General features: G+C 56.5%; 10 protein-coding genes. 8 read left to right on the top strand and 2 right to left on the bottom strand.

Annotated features, from left to right (window positions below):
* The first annotated feature begins 4 nt into the window (after window positions 1-4).
* From EI290_RS19955 to prfB, 5 genes are all read left to right on the top strand, one after another.
* Window positions 5-3,061 (top strand): hypothetical protein, encoded by a 3,057-nt coding sequence (locus tag EI290_RS19955; RefSeq protein ID WP_125433412.1) that lies wholly within the window; start codon window positions 5-7, stop codon window positions 3,059-3,061.
* Between the two features lie 17 nt (window positions 3,062-3,078).
* Window positions 3,079-3,798: an ABC transporter ATP-binding protein gene (locus tag EI290_RS19950; protein WP_125433411.1), complete on the top strand. Its 720-nt coding sequence runs from the start codon at window positions 3,079-3,081 to the stop codon at window positions 3,796-3,798.
* Window positions 3,799-3,869: 71 nt separating this feature from the next.
* Entirely contained in the window at window positions 3,870-4,418 is a 549-nt protein-coding gene (locus EI290_RS19945; RefSeq protein ID WP_125433410.1) for a cob(I)yrinic acid a,c-diamide adenosyltransferase, read from the top strand.
* A 167-nt stretch (window positions 4,419-4,585) separates the two neighbouring features.
* Window positions 4,586-5,650 carry a branched-chain amino acid aminotransferase gene (locus EI290_RS19940; RefSeq protein WP_125433409.1) on the top strand — a complete coding sequence of 355 codons (1,065 nt, stop codon included), beginning with the start codon at window positions 4,586-4,588 and terminating at the stop codon, window positions 5,648-5,650.
* A gap of 165 nt (window positions 5,651-5,815) precedes the next feature.
* A protein-coding gene (prfB, locus tag EI290_RS19935) for a peptide chain release factor 2 (RefSeq protein ID WP_125433408.1) occupies window positions 5,816-6,893 on the top strand; the annotation gives its coding sequence in 2 pieces (ribosomal slippage) (window positions 5,816-5,875 and window positions 5,877-6,893; 1,077 coding nt in all).
* Between the two features lie 160 nt (window positions 6,894-7,053).
* Here the strand turns inward: prfB and EI290_RS19930 are convergent.
* A complete protein-coding gene (locus tag EI290_RS19930; protein WP_125433407.1) occupies window positions 7,054-8,478 on the bottom strand; it encodes a SusD/RagB family nutrient-binding outer membrane lipoprotein in 1,425 nt (474 codons plus the stop codon).
* A 12-nt stretch (window positions 8,479-8,490) separates the two neighbouring features.
* Window positions 8,491-11,709 (bottom strand): SusC/RagA family TonB-linked outer membrane protein, encoded by a 3,219-nt coding sequence (locus tag EI290_RS19925; RefSeq protein WP_125433406.1) that lies wholly within the window; start codon window positions 11,707-11,709, stop codon window positions 8,491-8,493.
* Between the two features lie 590 nt (window positions 11,710-12,299).
* On the opposite strand from EI290_RS19925, the gene EI290_RS19920 reads away from it, so the two are divergent.
* Genes EI290_RS19920 through EI290_RS19910 form a run of 3 tightly spaced genes read left to right on the top strand, consistent with a single transcriptional unit; the run spans window position 12,300 to window position 17,735 of the window.
* Window positions 12,300-15,557: a SusC/RagA family TonB-linked outer membrane protein gene (locus tag EI290_RS19920; protein WP_125433405.1), complete on the top strand. Its 3,258-nt coding sequence runs from the start codon at window positions 12,300-12,302 to the stop codon at window positions 15,555-15,557.
* 21 nt (window positions 15,558-15,578) lie between these two features.
* Window positions 15,579-17,138 (top strand): SusD/RagB family nutrient-binding outer membrane lipoprotein, encoded by a 1,560-nt coding sequence (locus EI290_RS19915; protein ID WP_125433404.1) that lies wholly within the window; start codon window positions 15,579-15,581, stop codon window positions 17,136-17,138.
* 42 nt (window positions 17,139-17,180) lie between these two features.
* Complete coding sequence (locus tag EI290_RS19910; RefSeq protein WP_125433403.1) at window positions 17,181-17,735, top strand: hypothetical protein; 555 nt, start codon at window positions 17,181-17,183, stop codon at window positions 17,733-17,735.
* Window positions 17,736-18,114: the final 379 nt, after the last annotated feature.

Genomic DNA, 18,114 nt, shown 5'->3' with positions numbered 1-18,114 from the left:
CCTAGTGCCCACTCCCCTGCTCCCCGCTGCCTCCACGCGCCCCCTTCACTGGCGGGCGCCTTTGGTATTTCTGGCCCTGTGCGTTGCCTTGACCGTGGCCCTGGTTGGCTGGCACTACGCCACCGCCGACGATGCCGTTCTGCCCATCCAGCCGGTCACCCAGCTTACGCCCGTTCCTACTACCGTTGCCCGGGTGGCAGTGGGGGTTCAGCAAGTGCCGGTGCAGGCCAACACCTACCTCGTCACCCAGACCTACGACGTAGCGGGCCCGTTTTTGCAGCCCGGCGCCGCTCAAGTGCTGATTGCCCTGCTGGGCGTAGCGCTGGTGTACTTTCTGGCGGCCGTGAGCAGCCTGGTCCGCCCGGCGTTTGTGGCCGGCATGGCCCTGGTGATTTTCCTGCTGATGTCGCTGAATGCGGATCTGCTGGACGTTATCAACGGGCAGCAACAGTATTTCCTGCTGCTGGCCCTGGCTGGCCTGGGGCTGCCGGCCTACTACTTCCACGCTTTCCGGCCCGATACTTCGTTTCCGGTGCGGCTGGGCACTTTCGCGGCGCTGGTGGCGGCTTTGGGGGCCGTGCTGTTTCTGCACAATCCCAACCCAGCCGAAGTAACGGCCCTGCACCTCAGCGCCTTTTTCACGACCAGCGGCGCCGTGGCTTTTGCCTTGCTGGTGCTGTGGGTTGCTTTCGAGAACATCCACGGCCTGCTGTGGCTCAACACCCAGGCTGATACCCCCAGCGGCCGGTACGGGCTGTGGGCTTTTCTGCTGGCCAGCGGCCTGTATCTGGGTATGCTGCTGCTGTACTACCTCAACCAGAGTGAGCTGCTGGTTCTGCCCGGCCTGCACCTCGACCCCTACATTTTGTTGGTACCGGCCGTGCTGACGGGCTGGCTGAGCCTGGACCGCCGCGCCGCTACCTTCCAGGACTGGATTCCGTATCCGGAGGCGGCGCGGGTGCTTTACGGGGTACTGGTGCTGCTGGCCGCGGCGGTACTGGGTTACGCCCTGGCTACTGCCAACGACCCCATGCTGCAAGCCGGCCGCGACTTTACGGTACTGGCGTTTCTGGGGGTAGGCGGGGCTTTCTTGCTGTATGTCCTGCTGAACTTCGCGCCGCTGCTGCGCCGCAAGCTGCCCGTGTACCGCGTGGTGTATGAGCCGCGCCGCTTCCCGTTCTACGCTATGTACATCCTGGGTATTGCGGCTGTGGCAGTTGTTACTATGCGCAACAACTTCTTCCTGCTCGACCAGGTCCAGGCCGCTACCTTCAACAACCTGGGCGACTTGTCCCGACTGGAAAGCGAGTACCGGCCCGACGATATGGCCCAGGCCCTGCTGGCTGAGCGATATTACGCCGAAAGCGACGTGCTCGACCAGCATAACCACAAGGCCAGCCTTGGGCGGGCGGCTTTGTACCGCTTCCGTCAGCAGCGGCAGAATGAAATCAACATCCTGCGCCGCGCCCTGGCCCGGCGGCCTTCCGAGAAAATTTCCTTGCGACTGGCAGCCCTTTACAACGAGCCCACGGACTTTTTTGACCGGCTGGCCGTGTTGCGCGACGCCCTGAAGGCTACTCCCGGCAGCGCCGCCCTCAACGGCGACATGGCCCAGCTTTTCTCCCGCTCCACCCTCTCCGATTCGGCGGCGCTATACCAAAGCCGTGCCACGGCCGCCGCGCCCGACAACCCCATTTTGCTGGCCAACGAGCTAGCCTACTACATCAGGCAACAGCGCTGGGCGGAGGCCGAAACCGTGGCCGCTGCCACCGCCAATAGTCCCGATGATGCCCTCCAGAGCAATGCTTTGCTGCTTGCCCAGCTTACCGGCAAGCCGGCCGGCCTTGGCGCTTCCCCGGATACCACTACGGTTCTTTCGCCCGCCTCTTTCGCTCGACTCTACCACCAGGGTTTGCAGTTGGCGCTGCGGCACGATACCACTCTGCTGGTCCGGCTGCCCCGCCTGCTGGCCCGGCCCGCCAACGCGGCCTACCTGGACCAGCTGACGTTTCTGCGGGCCTTCACCCAGCACTACGGCGGCCGGCCGGTAGCGGCTCAGGCAACGATAACGCCTTTGGCTACCGGCTCCAGCGCGGCTACGGCGTACTATCAGCAGTTGCAGGGGCTGTGGCTGCTGGACCAGCGCCTGCCCGCTCCGGCGGCCACCCGCCTCAACGAAGCCCGCCAGAACGGAGCTACCGCTGCTGCTCTACCCGAAGCCTACGCCCTGGCTTTATCCAGCCAGCCCGATTCGGCCAGACAGGTGGCCCGGCGGGCCCTCATGGGCCCCGAACAGCCGCTACAGCCAGGAGCCCGGCAGTTGCTTACGGTTCTCGACCTCGACTTCCGAACAGAGTTTGCCTCGGCGTCGGATTCTGTAAAAGCCCAGTACTTGGTAGTACGCGGCGACGAGCTGCCCACCACCGAAACGCTGTCGGCAGCAACTACCATTGCTTCCCCCGCGCTACGGAGGGTGGCCTTGCTGGCCCAGCTGCCGCGCGCTCTGCAGCACAATGAGTTGGCGGCGGTGCAGCAAACGCTCCGGCAAACCGCTCCGGCCATCAATGCGCCCGATGCTTCGGCCTGGAACGTGTTGCGGGGTGAAGTATACACCCGGGGCAAACAGTGGCCCGAGTTGCGGCAGCTACTGCGGAACGGGCGCTTCGAGGGTTTCGATACGTTTCAGCGGCTGTACTTCCGGGCAGCTTTGGCGGAAGCGGATAACCAGCCCGCCGAGGCGGCCCGCCTTTACCAGCAGGTGGCCCGCGAGGCACCTTTCGCCGAAAACGGGCTGGTGGCGGCAGCGCGTTTCTATACCCGCCGCAACCAGTTTGAGCAGGCCTACAATGTGCTCCTGCGCGGGGTCGAGTACAACCCCGGCTCGGTGGTGCTGCTGCAAGCCTACGTGCTGGCGTCTGTACCCGTCGGCCTTACCGAATATGCCCAGTCTCCGCTCTACCGCCTGGGCACATTGCTTTCCCCCGCAGATTACGCTACCTTTCGTACAGAGTACGAGGCGCGCCGTGCGGCCCGTGCTGCTGCTGCTGCCCCCTGGAACTAACCCCTGGCCCTCTGGTTATGCTGCCTCCCGTCATCCAAACCACAGATATTTCCAAAGTCTACCGGATGGGGACGGAGGAAATTCATGCGTTGCAATCCGTATCCATTACCATTCAGCGCGGCGAGTATGTGGCCTTTATGGGGCCTTCGGGTTCCGGCAAATCCACGCTCATGAACATCGTGGGCTGCCTCGATACTCCCTCGGGCGGGCAGTATATCCTCAACGGCAAGGACGTCAGCAACATGACGGACAATCAGCTGGCCGATGTGCGCAACAAAGAAATCGGCTTCGTCTTCCAGTCGTTCAACCTTCTGCCCCGGGCCACCGCCCTCGATAATGTAGCTCTGCCCCTGATTTACGCCGGCTATGGTAAAAGTGAGCGGCAGGAAATGGCCCGGGAAGCACTACGTAGCGTAGGGCTGGGCGAGCGGGCCCTGCACAAACCCAACGAGCTGTCGGGGGGCCAGCGCCAACGGGTAGCCATTGCCCGGGCCCTCGTCAACAGCCCCAGCATCATTCTGGCCGACGAGCCCACCGGGGCCCTTGACACGCGCACCAGCCACGAGATTATGGAGCTGTTTGAGGCCCTGTATGTGCGCGGCAACACCATCATCATGGTTACCCACGAAGAGGACATTGCCCGCCATGCGCACCGCATCGTCCGCCTGCGCGACGGCCTCGTTGAGTCCGATGTGGCAAACCAGGGTGTTGCCGCCGCGCAGCTGGCCGGACATTAAGCGGCCCGCACCAACAGTTGCGGAGGTTGCGGGTTACCAGTTTGCCATCCACCGTTTTTTCGCCTATTCGTTTGAAAATCTATACCAAAACTGGTGATAAGGGCCTTACCTCCCTTATCGGCGGTACCCGGGTCCCAAAATCCAGTCTGCGTATCGAGTGCTACGGCACCGTAGATGAGCTGAATTCCTACATCGGCTTAGTGCGCGACCAAGAGGTAAATGCGAGCCGCCGTCCGCTGCTGAAAGAAATCCAGGACCGGCTGTTCACGGTTGGCGCCTCCCTGGCCTCCGATCCTGACAAGTCGAAGATGAAGATTCCGGACCTGCACGCCGAGGATATTGCTTTGTTGGAGCAGGAAATGGACCGCATGAATGAGGTCCTGCCGGAGCTGCGGGTGTTTGTGCTGCCCGGGGGCCACCAGTCCGTATCGTTTGCCCATGTGGCCCGCTGTGTCTGCCGCCGCGCCGAGCGGCTGGTCATCCAGCTCCAGGAAGACTCATTCGTGGCTAATTTGGTGGTAATGTACCTGAACCGCCTCTCCGATTTTCTCTTCGTACTTAGCCGCCAGATGGCCCACGAGCTACAGGCGGAAGAGGTGAAGTGGGAGCCCCGCATGTAGTGATTGGCACCAAGCCAGACTAACAAGTGTTCGGAAGAAATTCCGCACCTTTACTTCTCGTTCACCCCCATTTTCCCACCCACCCCGGCACAGTTAGCGTACACTGCTTGGCTCTGGCAGCGGTACCGTTGGCGTGCTTTCACCTTTACCCTCCCACCCCACTCCTCATGATTGACACGCTGACCATTTCCGCCACCCGCACCGCGGCGTCGCGCCTGCCCGAAGTGGATTTTGATAACTTGGAATTCGGCAAGACGTTCTCCGACCACATGCTGGTAGTCGACTACCACGACGGCGAGTGGCAGGAGCCTCAAATCGTACCCTACGGCGACATGTCCATTAGCCCGGCCAACTCGGCCCTGCACTACGGACAGGCTATTTTCGAGGGAATGAAAGCGTACAAAAACAAGGAAGGCGACATCTACATCTTCCGTCCCGCCGATAACCTGCACCGCCTCAACGCCTCGGCCGAGCGGATGTGTATGCCCAGCATTCCGGAAGAAATCTTCATGCAAGGGCTGCGGCAGCTCATTCAGCTGGACGCGGAGTGGGTACCAAGCTTTACCGGCAGTGCCCTTTATATCCGCCCCTTCATGTTTGCCACCGATGGTCTACTGGGCGTACGTCCCTCCGATTCGTACCGCTTCATGATTATCACCTGCCCCGTTGGCCTGTACTATAACAAGCCGTTGCGCGTCCGCTTCGAGGAGAAGTATGTTCGCTCGGCTGAAGGGGGAGCCGGATTTGCCAAGAATGCCGGCAACTACGGTGCCGCTATGTACCCCACCAAGCTGGCCCAGCAGGAAGGCTACAACCAGCTTATCTGGACCGATGCATCGGAGCATAAATACGTAGAGGAATCCGGCACCATGAACGCCATGTTCGTTATCAACGGCCACCTCGTAACGCCGGCGCTCAGCACTTCTATTCTGGATGGCATCACGCGCCGCAGTGTGCTACAACTAGCTCGCGACTGGGGCATGCCTGTGGAGGAGCGTAAAGTATCGGCGCTGGAAATTCTGGACGCTCATGCTCAAGGTACGCTGCAGGAAGCATTTGGAGTGGGCACTGCCGCCACCATTGCCCCCATTGCCGTTATTGGCTACCAAGGTCAGGATTACACGCTGCCCACTGTGCCCACCGATGCCTTCTCTAACCGGGTGTCAGGTGCCTTGACCGCCATTCGGAGTGGCGAGGCGGCTGATACGCACAATTGGATGGTGCGGGTGTAAGCTACCGAGTTGTTTTGCTTTACCAGTGCGGAGCGTGCCCAGCCGGGATGCGCTCCGCATTTGTTTTCGGCCGCTGGCTAATTTATCCCGAACTTCGGGCCACTTTACCTGCGCAATCAGACAGAAGCCAACCCGCATTTTTTATTCATTCACGCATTTTTTTCCATGACCCAAGATCAGGTGAAGGAGTTGAAGGGCCGCGCTGAGGCCCTGAGGAGGTATCTTTGACTACGATGCCCGCAAAGCCCAGGTACTAGAAACTGAGCAGCAAACCACTACCCCCGGCTTCTGGGATGATTCCAAAAAGGCGGAGGCTGTCATGAAGGAAATCAAAGCTGTAAAAGTCTGGACGGATGATTACGAAGCCGTGGAGAAAAGCCTCGGCGACGTGGAAGTCCTCTATGACTTCTACCGGGAAGGCGACGTAGCCGAGGACGAAATGCAGCGCGAGTTTGCCGCTGCCCAGCAGGCAGTGGAGCGCCTGGAGTTCAAACGAATGCTCTCCGACGAAGAAGACCAGCTTTCGGCTATCCTGGAAATAAACCCCGGGGCCGGCGGCACCGAAAGCCAGGATTGGGCCGAGATGCTCATGCGCATGTACATCATGTGGGGTGAAAAGCAGGGCTTCACGGTCCGGCAGGTCAGCTACCAGCCCGGCGAAGGGGCCGGCATCAAGTCCGCATCCCTGGAAATAGAGGGGCAGTTTGCTTATGGCTACCTCAAAAGTGAAATCGGAGTACACCGGCTAGTACGTATTTCCCCCTTTGACAGCAGCGGCCGACGGCATACGTCGTTTGCTTCGGTCTTTGCTTACCCAGTAGTCGACGATACCATCGACATCCAGATCAACCCCGGCGATATTACCTGGGACACGTATCGGGCCGGTGGTGCCGGCGGACAAAACGTGAACAAGGTAGAAACGGCCGTACGGCTTAAGCACGCTCCCTCCGGCATTGTCATTGAGTGCCAGATTGAGCGGAGCCAACTCATGAACAAGGAGCATGCCCTCCGGATGCTTAAATCCCGCCTCTACCAGTTGGAGTTGGATAAGCGTAACGAAGCCCGGGCGGTGGTAGAAGCCGGCAAAAAGCGCATCGACTTTGGTTCCCAGATCCGCAACTACGTGTTACACCCCTATAAGCTCGTAAAAGACCTTCGTACGGGTATCGAGCGAACCGATGTGCAAAACGTACTGGATGGTGACCTGGAAGAATATATCAAGGGGTTCCTGATGCAGAGCTAGCGGCACAGTACTCTTACAAAAAATTATCTGCGCACCCTGTGTCACAACAAAGGACGCAGATGTTACTCTCTCGCAGCACAGCAACCTGGGTTTGTTGCAAACCCTGAAAACAAAAAGGGCCGCCAAGTTGGCGGCCCTTTTTTTATCACTCCAGCACAAATTAGAATTTGTCCCAGAAGATTCGCGTGTCAACGTTGTCGCCACCAATAGCGGTAGCAGCCGCGCTGTTGTTAGCTGTGTTGAGGTTCTGCTCTACTACTGGGTAGAAGAAACGACGCGGAATGTTAGACAGCGCCTGAGCAGGCTTCACCAGAGCCGGGTAGTCCAGGCGACGGTATTCCCGATAGCCATCAACGGGCTGGTCGTACAGGGCAATCCACGCCTGAGTACCGATTTTCTGCTTGTAGTTGCCCGTAGCCGTGAGGTAGTTAACCGCAGGCTTCAACAGGTACGCAGCGGCATCCGTTGCCGAGCCACCCCACTGCTGGATGGAGGCTGTAACGCCGGCATCGTAGTGCGACTTAGCCGTACCACCCACGTTGAAACCACGCTCCACCGCCTCAGCAAGCAGGAACTCTACTTGGGCATAGGAAAGCAGTACGCCAGGGTGCGTCGGATCTTCCTGGTTAACACCAGGAGCCGAGAAGGAAGCGTAGTTGTTGCTGGCACCATATACACCACCACGGATAGCGCCATTCTTCAACTTGAAGAATTGAGTTGCGCGGGGGTCGCTCAGGTTGTTCAGCACCGTAACGAACGTGTTGGCAGCAACAAAGTCGTTACGACCGCTCTGTACCAACTGCTCGAACAACGGATTGGTGTTGGGGTTCGAGGTCTGGAAAGCCAGATCAGCGTTTTCGCTGTTCGAAGCAATGGTTTTACCACGGGTGGCTTCTGCCTGCGTTTTGGCAGTGGCCGCGTCGTCGTCGGAGATGGTCAGGGCCATCCGCAGCTTCAGCGAGTTGGCAAACTTTGCAAACTCCGCCACGTCACCATCATAAATCAGGTCGGCACTGCCCAGGCCTTCGGCCGTGGGGTCAAACTTAGCAATGGCCGCGTTCAGACGTGCGAACAGATCCGTGTAGATGGTCTTGGCATCGTCATACTTCGGCTGCGGATTGTTGAAGTCCAGCGCTTGCGAGTACGGCACGTTACCGAATACGTCTACCAGCGTCGTCCAGGCATACACCTCCAGCACCTCAATAGAAGCCAGCTGGTTAGCCTTAACGGCCGGATCCAGCGTGCCATCAGCCGTGATAATGGCTTTTGCTTCTTTCAAATCACGCAGCACGTCACGGTAGATGGCAGTCCAGAAGCCACCGTTGATGTTACGGGTTCTGATGTCGTAAATACTTTCATCGTAGTACGTGGTTTCAGCCCAATGCTGAACGTACAGACGGAAAGGATTCAGGTTTACGCTGGGGCTAACCAGGGTGCGCGTCAGGCTAAGCTCGGCATTCGAAACCAGAGAGGTGGCAGGAACGCTGCTCGGGCGCTTTGGGTCAATGTTATAGTCATCCAGGGTGTCAACGCAGGAAGTAGCAAGTACCAGCGCCGGCAGGATGAGGAGAAGTGATTTTTTCATTTGTAATTTTCCTTAGAAGCTTAAGCGGATGTTACCACCAAACGTGCGAACAGCAGGGAAAGATCCCGAAGAATAACCCTGACCCAAGTTTCCTGAGCTCAGTGCATCTTCAGGGTCAGCATCCGGCAGATTCTTGGAGATAATCCAGAGGTTACGACCTACTACGGAGAAGTCGATACCCTTCACACCACCCAGTTTCGACGTGATGGAGGTTGGCAGCGAGTAAGTCAGGGATACTTCGCGCAGCTTCACGAAGCTGGCATCGTACACGAAGCCGGCAGCAGGGTTGCGCAGGTAGCCATACAGACCGTAGTTGGTGTTGCTTACGCGGCGGGTGTTTGGCGTACCATCAGCCAGCACACCGGGCAGGATAACACCACCACCATTGGCAATTGTGTTACGCGAAGGGTTACCCAGGTCATTCAAACCAGCCGTTTCTGGGGTCATACCGGTTGCCAGACCATAGTAGCGGTCCAGGGAGAAGATATCACCACCCTGGCGGATGTCTACCAGGAAGTACAGCGCCAGACCTTTGTAGTTCAGGGTGTTGGAAACACCACCGGTCCAGTCAGGGTTGGGGTTACCGATTACTTCGTTCGAAGTAGCCGACTGCTGGTAATAACCAGTTGTAGCGCTAACTACTTTCTGCCCGTCTTTGTACACGTAGTTTGAGCCACGGATTGAGCCGAAGGGCTCACCTACGGTAGCGTTGGAGCTAACACCGCCCTGGTAGGTAGCCAGTACAATGTTCTGCACATCCTGATACAGCGAGAGAACCTCGTTGCGGTTGCGCGTCCAGTTGGCGTTCAGCGTCCAGGAGAAATCAGCGGTTTTAACCGGCGTTACAAAAGCCGTCAGCTCGATACCACGGTTACGCACTTCACCCGAGTTTACGAAGCGGTTGCTGTAGCCAGTGGCCGTCGAGAGGGTAACCGGAATGATCTGGTTAACCGTGTTCTGCTGGTATACCGTGAAGTCGAAGCCTACCCGGTTGGAGAGGAAATTCATTTCCAGACCACCTTCGGCGCTCTTCGTGCGCTCAGGCTTCAGGTCGGGGTTGTTCTTGGTGCTTGGAACCGAGAACAGGGGGTTGCCATTGAAAGTCGAAATCTTCGAGTAGATATCGTTTACTGCTAATGCCGAAGCACCCTGGCCAACCTCGGCGTAGTTAGCGCGGATTTTACCGTAGGACAACCACGATACATCCTTCATCAGCTCCGAGAAAACAAAACCAGCTGCTACCGAAGGATACACAAACGTGTTGTTCTTGCTGGGCAGCGTAGTCGATTTGTCACGACGGGCCGTCAGATCCAGGAAGAGCATCTCACGGAAACCAAGCGTAGCGCTGGCGAAAATACCGTCTACAGCAATTTTTTGTTCGTTTTCATTCGGGGGCAGCGGGTCGCTGGCCGAGTTCGACAAGGAGTACAGATCCGGCACAACCAGACCACCGTTGGTACCAGCGGAAATAGTGCTGATGTACTGACGACGCAGGTTAGCGCCAATCAGCCCCTTGATGCTGAAATTGTCGGTAACATTCTTCGAGAAGTTACCGATCAGGTCGTAGTTATACTCCCGCGAGGTCCGGTTGTAGCGGTCATAGCTGGACAAACCTACGCTGCCCACGGCGTTCCGCTCCTCCTGAATCTCATCGTAGGAGTCAGCTGTTACGCGACCCAGGATGTTGAACCAGTCAGTTACTTTATACGTGGCAGCTACGTTGCCGAAGAAGCGGTTACGCTGGTCGGTTTCGTAGTTCTTGTACCGAACCCAGTAGGGGTTGTTCCAGTAGATGGGCGACAGGTCGCTGGGGTCAGAGTAGTTCCAGGTAGCGTTGCGGCCGGTACGCTCGAAAGCGGCTTTCTGCTGCTTCAGATCTACGTTGGTCTGCCACCACTGACGGAAGTTGGTCATGACGTTACCATCACCATAACCTGTACCGTAACGGCCTTTGCCATCTACGCGGGTGTAGTTAATAGCCGCCGTGGTAGTCAGCTTAGGCGTCAGGTTCAGGGATCCAGCGAAGTTGACAATGTTCTTGTTTACTTCGGAGTTCTCCAGCACACCCTTGTCGCGGATGTTGTTGTAGCCCAGCTTGAAGTAGCCATTGTCGTTGCCACCATCAATGGAAATGCTGTTGTTGAGGGTGAAGGCCGTCTTAAAGAAGGACTCCGGACCGTTTTCAGCTGCTACCCAGGGTGTGGCCTGCTTGTAGGTAGGCGAGGTAGGATCAAACGAATCCCACTGGTAGACGCGCAGATTTGGATCGAATCTGGCACCGTAGGAAGCATCTTCCGACAAAGGAGTTACCAGATCATCCACACCGTCGCCGTTGATGTCACGCGACAGGAAGAAACCGGAAGCATCTTCGTAGTAGCGGCCATAACCAGCACCGTACTCATTCTGATACTTAATGAAGGTTTTCTTGTCGATGCGGCCGGCGGTGGCACCCAGGTTAATAGTTACGCCCAGGCCCTTACGGCCTTTCTTGGTCGTAATCAGGATTACGCCGTTGGCTGCACGCTCCCCGTACAGGGCCGTTGCGGCAGCACCCTTCAGGATAGTCGTTGAAGCAATATCATCGGGGTTGATGTCAGCAGCAGCGTTGCCGTAGTCGTATCCACCACGACCCGTCTGCTGATCAGCAGAGTTAGTGTTGGCGTTGCTGATTGGAACGCCGTCTACTACGAACAAAGGCTGGTTGTTCCCGAACAGCGACTTGGTACCCCGGATCAGCACGTTGGTGGAACCACCGAGCGTGTTGCTCTGGCGGATCTGCACACCGGCTACTTTACCCGACAGACCGTTGATAAAGTTAGGGTTACGGGCCTTCGTGATGTTGTCACCCTCTACCTGCGTTGCCGAGTAGGGCAGCGAGTTGCGGGTACGCTCTACGTTCTGAGCCGTTACGATTACTTCGCCCAGTTGCTTGGAGTCAGTAGCCAGCCCAATGTCAATTGTGGAAGCATCACCGATAGTACGCTCAACGGCTACGAAGCCGATAGAGGTGAACGACAGGGTGGTAGCAGTTGCAGGTGCGCTAATGGTATAGGTACCATCGGAATTGGTGGAAACACCAATAGTGGTACCCTTAACGAGTACCGTAACTCCCGGAAGGCCTTGACCAGTCGAACGGTCGGTAACCCGCCCAGAGATTTGCCGGTTCTGCGCGGCCGCCTGCTGCAACAGTACGGGCGCGGCCAGAGCCGCCGTCAATAAAATTTTCCGCATGTGAGTGAAAAAGGTTTGGTGAGTTAAACTGAGCTCCAAGTTAGGATTTGATGTCTAAAACTGAAAAGTTTTAAACCCTGCTCTCATTCTTCGCTAAAAGTAATCAACTGTTCGAACATTTATTGCAACAACTACTACAATAGGGTTGCTGATAAGATATTAGGAATAAATACCAACATTTTAGTACTATTCAATATTGAATTAGTTCATTATCAATTGTAGTAGTTGTTGCCTACACAATCGTATTCCTGCAGTAGCCTCCTTGGCTTCCGCATCCTCATTTCGGGCCATATATAATAGTAGTACAGAACAAATGGCTGTATGTCCCTATCACCAACACATGAGGTCTGCCCCTTACTGATAGGGCAGGTTGTGTTTTCTCAGCCCTGCTACACTAAATAGTAGCCAGCTGTGGTAACCACCTAGCTAAGAGGCTGCCGGTTTGATGATTTGACCAGTGTTTGGCCCTTTATCCCCTACTAATTTCAATAAGAATCTATATATGCCAGTATTCCGTGCAAAAAAACTACTTTAGCTACGCAGGTCTCACGCTCATTTCTTTCCTATTGTCCTAACTCTACTTTTTTTTCATGAAACACCACTACTTGCTGGGGGCTCTGCTCCTGGCCTTGTCCGTTATGGGACATGGGCAGGCGCAGACGCGAACTATTAGCGGCCGAGTACTGGACGCAACTACCAAAGAGGGCTTGCCGGGCGTCAGCGTGATTGTGAAGGGCTCTACTATTGGTACTGCTACTAACGCCGAAGGCCAGTACACGCTCAATATTCCGGCATCGGCCACCACGCTTGTTGTGAAGCAACTGGGGTTTAGTACGCAGGAAGTCAGCATTGGCAGCAATGCCGTGCTGGACGTTACACTGGCCGTGAATACGGAGCAGCTCAGCGAAGTAATTGTTACGGCTGCCGGTATCCAGCGCGAGAAGCGGGCATTGGGCTATGCCGTTAGTGAAATCAAGAATGAGCAGGTGGTGCAGAAGTCGGAGCCGGATGTGCTCCGGACGCTGCAGGGCAAGATTCCGGGCGTGAATATCACCAGCGCCAGCGGGGTACCCGGCTCCTCCACACGAATTACCATCCGGGGCAACTCCTCGTTGCAGCGCAACAACCAGCCGCTGTTTATTGTGGATGGTATTCCCTTCAACAATGACCAGCTGAACTCTGATAACCCCTTGGTGCGGGGAGCCGGCTACTCGAACCGGGCTGCCGATCTGGACCCCAACAACATTGAAAGCATGAACGTGCTGAAAGGGGGCGCGGCGGCGGCATTGTACGGCTCACGCGGGGCAAACGGGGTGATTGTAATTACCACTAAAACCGGCAGTAAGAAACGCGCGCAAAAAGGCGTGAAAGTGGATTACAGCTCGGCGTACTCTTTGGAAAAAATTGCCAACCTGCCCCAGTACCAGAACTCGTACGGGTCGGGAGCCAACTTTGCCTATGGCACCACTAACGGCAGCTGGGGCCCCCGGTTCGGCACTATTGCGCCGGTGCAGCACCCCCTGGCCACCTTACCTGAGCTGCAGACCGCTTTTCCGGAGTATGTAGATCAGACGTACGACTACAAGGCTTATCCCGACAACGTCAAGGACTTTTTCGATACCGGCCGGCTATTCGAAAACTCGATAACGCTGACGGGTGCTACGGACAATGCCACCTTTACCAGCGTGGTGTCGCGGGCCGACCAGCAGGGTATGATTCCGGAATCGAATTTTATCCGCAACAGCATCAGTGCCGGGGGCTCTTCTCAATTCAACAAGCTCCGGATTGGGGGCAGCGTTACCTATACAAACAGTAACCAGCAGGGGCCACAGCTGGGCGCCAATAATGCCATTGGCAATGCTTCGGCCTTCGCCCGCATTCTGTTCCAGCCCCGCAACATGGATTTGATGGGGCTGCCCACGACTAACCCCCTTACGAAAGGCTCGGTGTACGGCTGGCTGACGGGCCAGGCTGACAATCCGCTGTGGTCGGTAGAAAATAACCGCTATACTTCCCAGGTTGACCGGGTTATCAGCAACGTGTCGTTGGGCTACGATATCAACAGCTGGCTGAGCCTGAGTTACGTGGGGGGCGTGAATACGTACACGGAAGCCCGCCGGACGACCATCCGGCCGGGTTCGGTGGGCGCTGGGGGCGTGGGCAACATTCTGGAGGACAACATCCGCAACACCGAGCTGGAGCAGACGCTGCTGCTGACGGCCGACCGAAACCTGAACGAAGATATTTCGCTGCGGGCCGTGCTGGGCCATAACATCAACCAGCGTCAGTACGAAAGCACCTCGTTCAGCGGCAACAAGATTACCGTATTCGGGATTGACAACATTAGTAATACCCAGGAAATATTCACGAACGGTGCTGGCTACAGTAAGCGCCGACTGTTTGGGGTATTGGGCGACGTGACGCTGGGGTATAAGGACTGGGCCTATCTGAACCTGACGGGCCGTAATGACTGGTCTTCTACCCTACCCACCAGCAACCGGAGCTTCTTTTATCCCAGCGCCGGGGTGTCGTTTGTATTTACGGATGCCTTCGACCTAAAATACAACTGGCTAAACCTGGGCAAGGTGCGCGCCAGTATTTCCCGGACTGGTAACGACGCCGACCCGTATTCTCTTTCTACCCAGTACACCATCAACCCCTCTTACGGCAATAACGCCGGCAGCACGGATTTTCCCTTCCGGGCCGATGGCGTATCCTTCCTCACTCCGGGCGCCAGCTTTGCCGGTACTATTGGCAACCCCAACCTGACGCCGGAATTTACCACCAGCACGGAGGTCGGGCTTGACCTGGGTTTCCTGAAGGACCGCGTTGCGTTGGAAGCCACGTACTATAACCGGCATACCACCAATCAGATTTCGCCCATCCAGATTCCGACTTCTACCGGCTTCAGCCAGTATCTCACCAACTTTGGGGAAGTTTCCAATAAAGGTGTGGAGCTGGGCCTGACGCTGGTACCGGTACAGACGGAAAACTTCGGCTGGAATAGTTATACAACCTTTGCTCACAACCTTAACCTGATTGAGGAACTGGCACCGGGTTTGGACCAGCTGCCTCTGAATGCTCCGGCTTTTGCCGGCGGGCCACAGGCCATTCACTTCGCCCCAAAAGATGGCAAGAAGTACCAGTACGGACTGATTTATGGCTCGGTAGCGGCCCGGGATGACAATGGCAACTTGTTAATTAATCCCAAAACCGGGGCCCTTATTGAAGCCACCGAATTTAAGGTAATCGGAAATCCGAACCCTAAATTTCAGATGGGCTTTACCAACTCCTTCCGCTGGAAATGGATTACGCTGAACACCGTGGTGGACTACCGCTACGGCGGCGACCTGTATTCCACCACCATTCAGTCGTTGATTGGGCGGGGCGTAACCAAGGACACGGAGGACCGGGAGCGGCTGGTGCTAATTAAGGGTGTGCTGGCCGACCCCAACAACCTGCAGCAACCCCAGCGTAACTCCGACGGCAGCACCATTCCCAACAACCGGGCTATATCCGTCAACGATTTGTACTTCCAGTCGGCCGGCGGCTCCATTGCCCTCAACAGCCCCGACGAGTACTCCATTTTTGAGGCCACCACGGTGCGCCTGCGGGAAGTAACGCTGGCTTTTGCAGTACCCACCAAGTGGGTAGAGAAGGCTAAAATTGGCGCCCTCACGGTTTCTTTCTCGGGCCGCAACCTATACTGGTACTCCCCCAACCTGCCCAAGTACACCAACTTCGACCCCGAAACCAGCTCGTTCAGCAACTCCAACGCCCAAGGCTTTGAGTATACCAATGCCCCCACGGCCCGCCGCTATGGCATGAACTTGCGCGTTACTTTCTAACCCCGACTTCCTTTCTTGCATATGCTTTTCCGCAAAACTTTGCCCACCTTAAGCCTGCTCGGCTTATTGGCGCTGGGCACCGGTTGTAACGATTTTTTGGACGTCAATACCGACCCGCTGAATCCCACGCAGGTAGAAAGCCCCTTACTGCTGGCCGCCTCTCAGGCTGCCATGAGCACCTACCTGGGCCAGAGCGTGAATGGGCTGAGCCAGCCTACCTCGGCCATCATGCAGCAGTTGGTAAACACCCGTATCGGCTCCTACACCCTCACCGGTCAGTCGTTCGAGAATGAATGGGCCGGCTTATATACCGACGCCCTTTCGAATAACGAGCAAATCATCCGCCAGAGCACGGCCAGCCAGCAGTGGGCCTACGTAGGCATTGCCCAGATCCAGAAAGCCTACATGTTCAGTCAGATGGTGGATATGTGGGGCGACATTCCGTACTCAGAGGCTCTGCAGGGCGCCGCCAACCGCGCCCCGCGCTACGACGACGACGCGCAGATTTACGACGACCTGTTTCGGCTGCTGGATGAAGGTATTGCCAACCTGGCCAAAGCCCCCAATAGTACCATCAGCGGCGACCTGATTTACAATGGCAACCTCACGCGGTGGCGCCAGCTGGCCTCTACGATTAAGCTGAAGCTGTACAACCAGGTGCGGCTGGTGCGCAACGTGCAGCAGCCCGTAGCTGCCCTACTGACAGCCGGCGACCTGCTACCCAGCGGGGGCGACTTCGAGTTCCGGTACGGGGCCAGCACCCAGCCCGACAACCGTAACCTGGGCTTCATTGGCGACTATGCCAACAGCGGCCGGGAAAACAGCATCAATCCGCGGTTTTTTCAGCTGATGAAGTCTCGAACCGATCCGCGCATTCCGTATTACTTCTACAATCAGGTTACCTCTACGGTGGCGCAAACCGTGGATTTTCAGGATGGAAAATTTATTTCCACGCGCTTCGGCAGTGTAGGCCCCAATGCTGCCACCAACAACTCCAGCCTGCGCACCCTGCAGGGCCTGTACCCTATTGGTGGCAAGTACGACAACAATGCGGGCGGCCTGGCCACGCAGTCTTCGGGCAAAGGGGTAGTAGCGCAGCGTTTTCTACCGTTTTTCTCGCGCAAGTTCATTGAGGCGGAGCTACAGCTGATGGTACTGAGCAACCCCACGGCCGCGCGGCAAGCCTACGAAGAGGGCATTCGAGCCGCCTTCGACAAGGTGAATGCCATTGCCACGGCGGATGGCAGCCCCGTTATTTCGGCCACCAGCATCAGTACCTATGTAACGGCGGCCCTCACCCGCTACACCAACGCCGCCACCGATACCGACAAGCTGCGGCAGATTATGACGGAAAAGTACATTGCCAGCTTCGGCTCGGGGTTGGACCTGTACACCGACTACCGCCGCACCAACCTCGCCCCGGTTATCATAAGTGCCGATGACGACAACGATGCCCAGACGGTGGCCACCGGTCCCTTCCCGTTGCGCCTACCCTACCGACAGTCGGACCTGCTGGCCAACCCCAATGCCCCGGCCCAGGTGAACGTAGCCACCGACCGTATCTTCTGGGACCCCAACTAAACCGGGGCACTCTTCATCTGTAGCACTGCCAACACGTTCATCATGAAATACTTCTCTGCTCTGTTGCTTCTCTTCGGGTTCCTTTTCGTGTCGGGTTGCCGGAACGATGACAAGGACCCCTATCCGGAGGTAGAAAGTCTGCCTGTTATTTTTCCTTCTATTGCCGCCAGCAAGTCATTTTACGACTACAACCAAGTCAGGAGTGGCGCTAACCCGGTATTCGAGTTTACTCTGGACCCCGGTAACCAGCGCGACATTCAGTTGGCCTCCATTGAGGTGTACAAAACATTCCGGCGTGGTACCAGCGTGGAACCCCGCATTCTGTACAAAACGGTTTCCTCCTTTCCTGCTACCCTGACCATTCCCTTCTCCGAGGTGCTGCAGAACCTGACGCGCACGGTTACTACGAATGGTCAAACTACCCAAGTGCCGTTTCAGCCCAATTTCTTCGTGCAACGGGACGAAATTGTCTTCACTTTCGAGTACGTACTAACAGATGGCCGCCGGATTGTACTGACTCCCTTGGATGGAGGCAAAATTCAAGGGGCCCTCACCAATGCCCCATACGCGGCCGTAGCCGTCATTCGGGTGCCCTGACTACCTTGTACCTATTTATTGGCCTGAAGCCTTCTGAATGAAGATTTCATCCATTTTTCACTTTATTCTATATCCGGCAAATAGCCCCCTTCATCCGGAAAAAAGATACATTCAGCCAGAAATGACATATTTATTTGCCATTGAGTTGAATAGTTTCAATGATCCGGCCTTAATTTTAGAATTCTCATACTAACGTTTTTTCCTCCCAAATACATACCATCCACCTTTTTGCATCATTTCGATGAAAAAACCCTTAGAGCGTGTTTGGGAATTAGGTAGGGGCTAAAAAGAAACGAGTCAGTAAGTTGCGCGGGGAGTTCCTAGGCTTCCACGGGCATTATGGTTGATGGCTACCAACCCCTTACTGACTCGCAGTGGC

It is taken from the genome of Hymenobacter metallilatus (genome assembly GCF_003944705.1).
Lineage (GTDB): Bacteria > Bacteroidota > Bacteroidia > Cytophagales > Hymenobacteraceae > Hymenobacter > Hymenobacter metallilatus.
This window is presented reverse-complemented; position numbering and strand designations above follow the sequence as displayed.

Coding starts and splice junctions, on each gene's coding strand:
- EI290_RS19940 (WP_125433409.1), top strand. CDS start 4,586: ATGATTGACACGCTGACCATTTCCGCCACCCGCACCGCGGCGTCGCGC.
- EI290_RS19915 (WP_125433404.1), top strand. CDS start 15,579: ATGCTTTTCCGCAAAACTTTGCCCACCTTAAGCCTGCTCGGCTTATTG.
- EI290_RS19950 (WP_125433411.1), top strand. CDS start 3,079: ATGCTGCCTCCCGTCATCCAAACCACAGATATTTCCAAAGTCTACCGG.
- EI290_RS19930 (WP_125433407.1), bottom strand. CDS start 8,478: ATGAAAAAATCACTTCTCCTCATCCTGCCGGCGCTGGTACTTGCTACT.
- EI290_RS19925 (WP_125433406.1), bottom strand. CDS start 11,709: ATGCGGAAAATTTTATTGACGGCGGCTCTGGCCGCGCCCGTACTGTTG.
- EI290_RS19910 (WP_125433403.1), top strand. CDS start 17,181: ATGAAATACTTCTCTGCTCTGTTGCTTCTCTTCGGGTTCCTTTTCGTG.
- EI290_RS19920 (WP_125433405.1), top strand. CDS start 12,300: ATGAAACACCACTACTTGCTGGGGGCTCTGCTCCTGGCCTTGTCCGTT.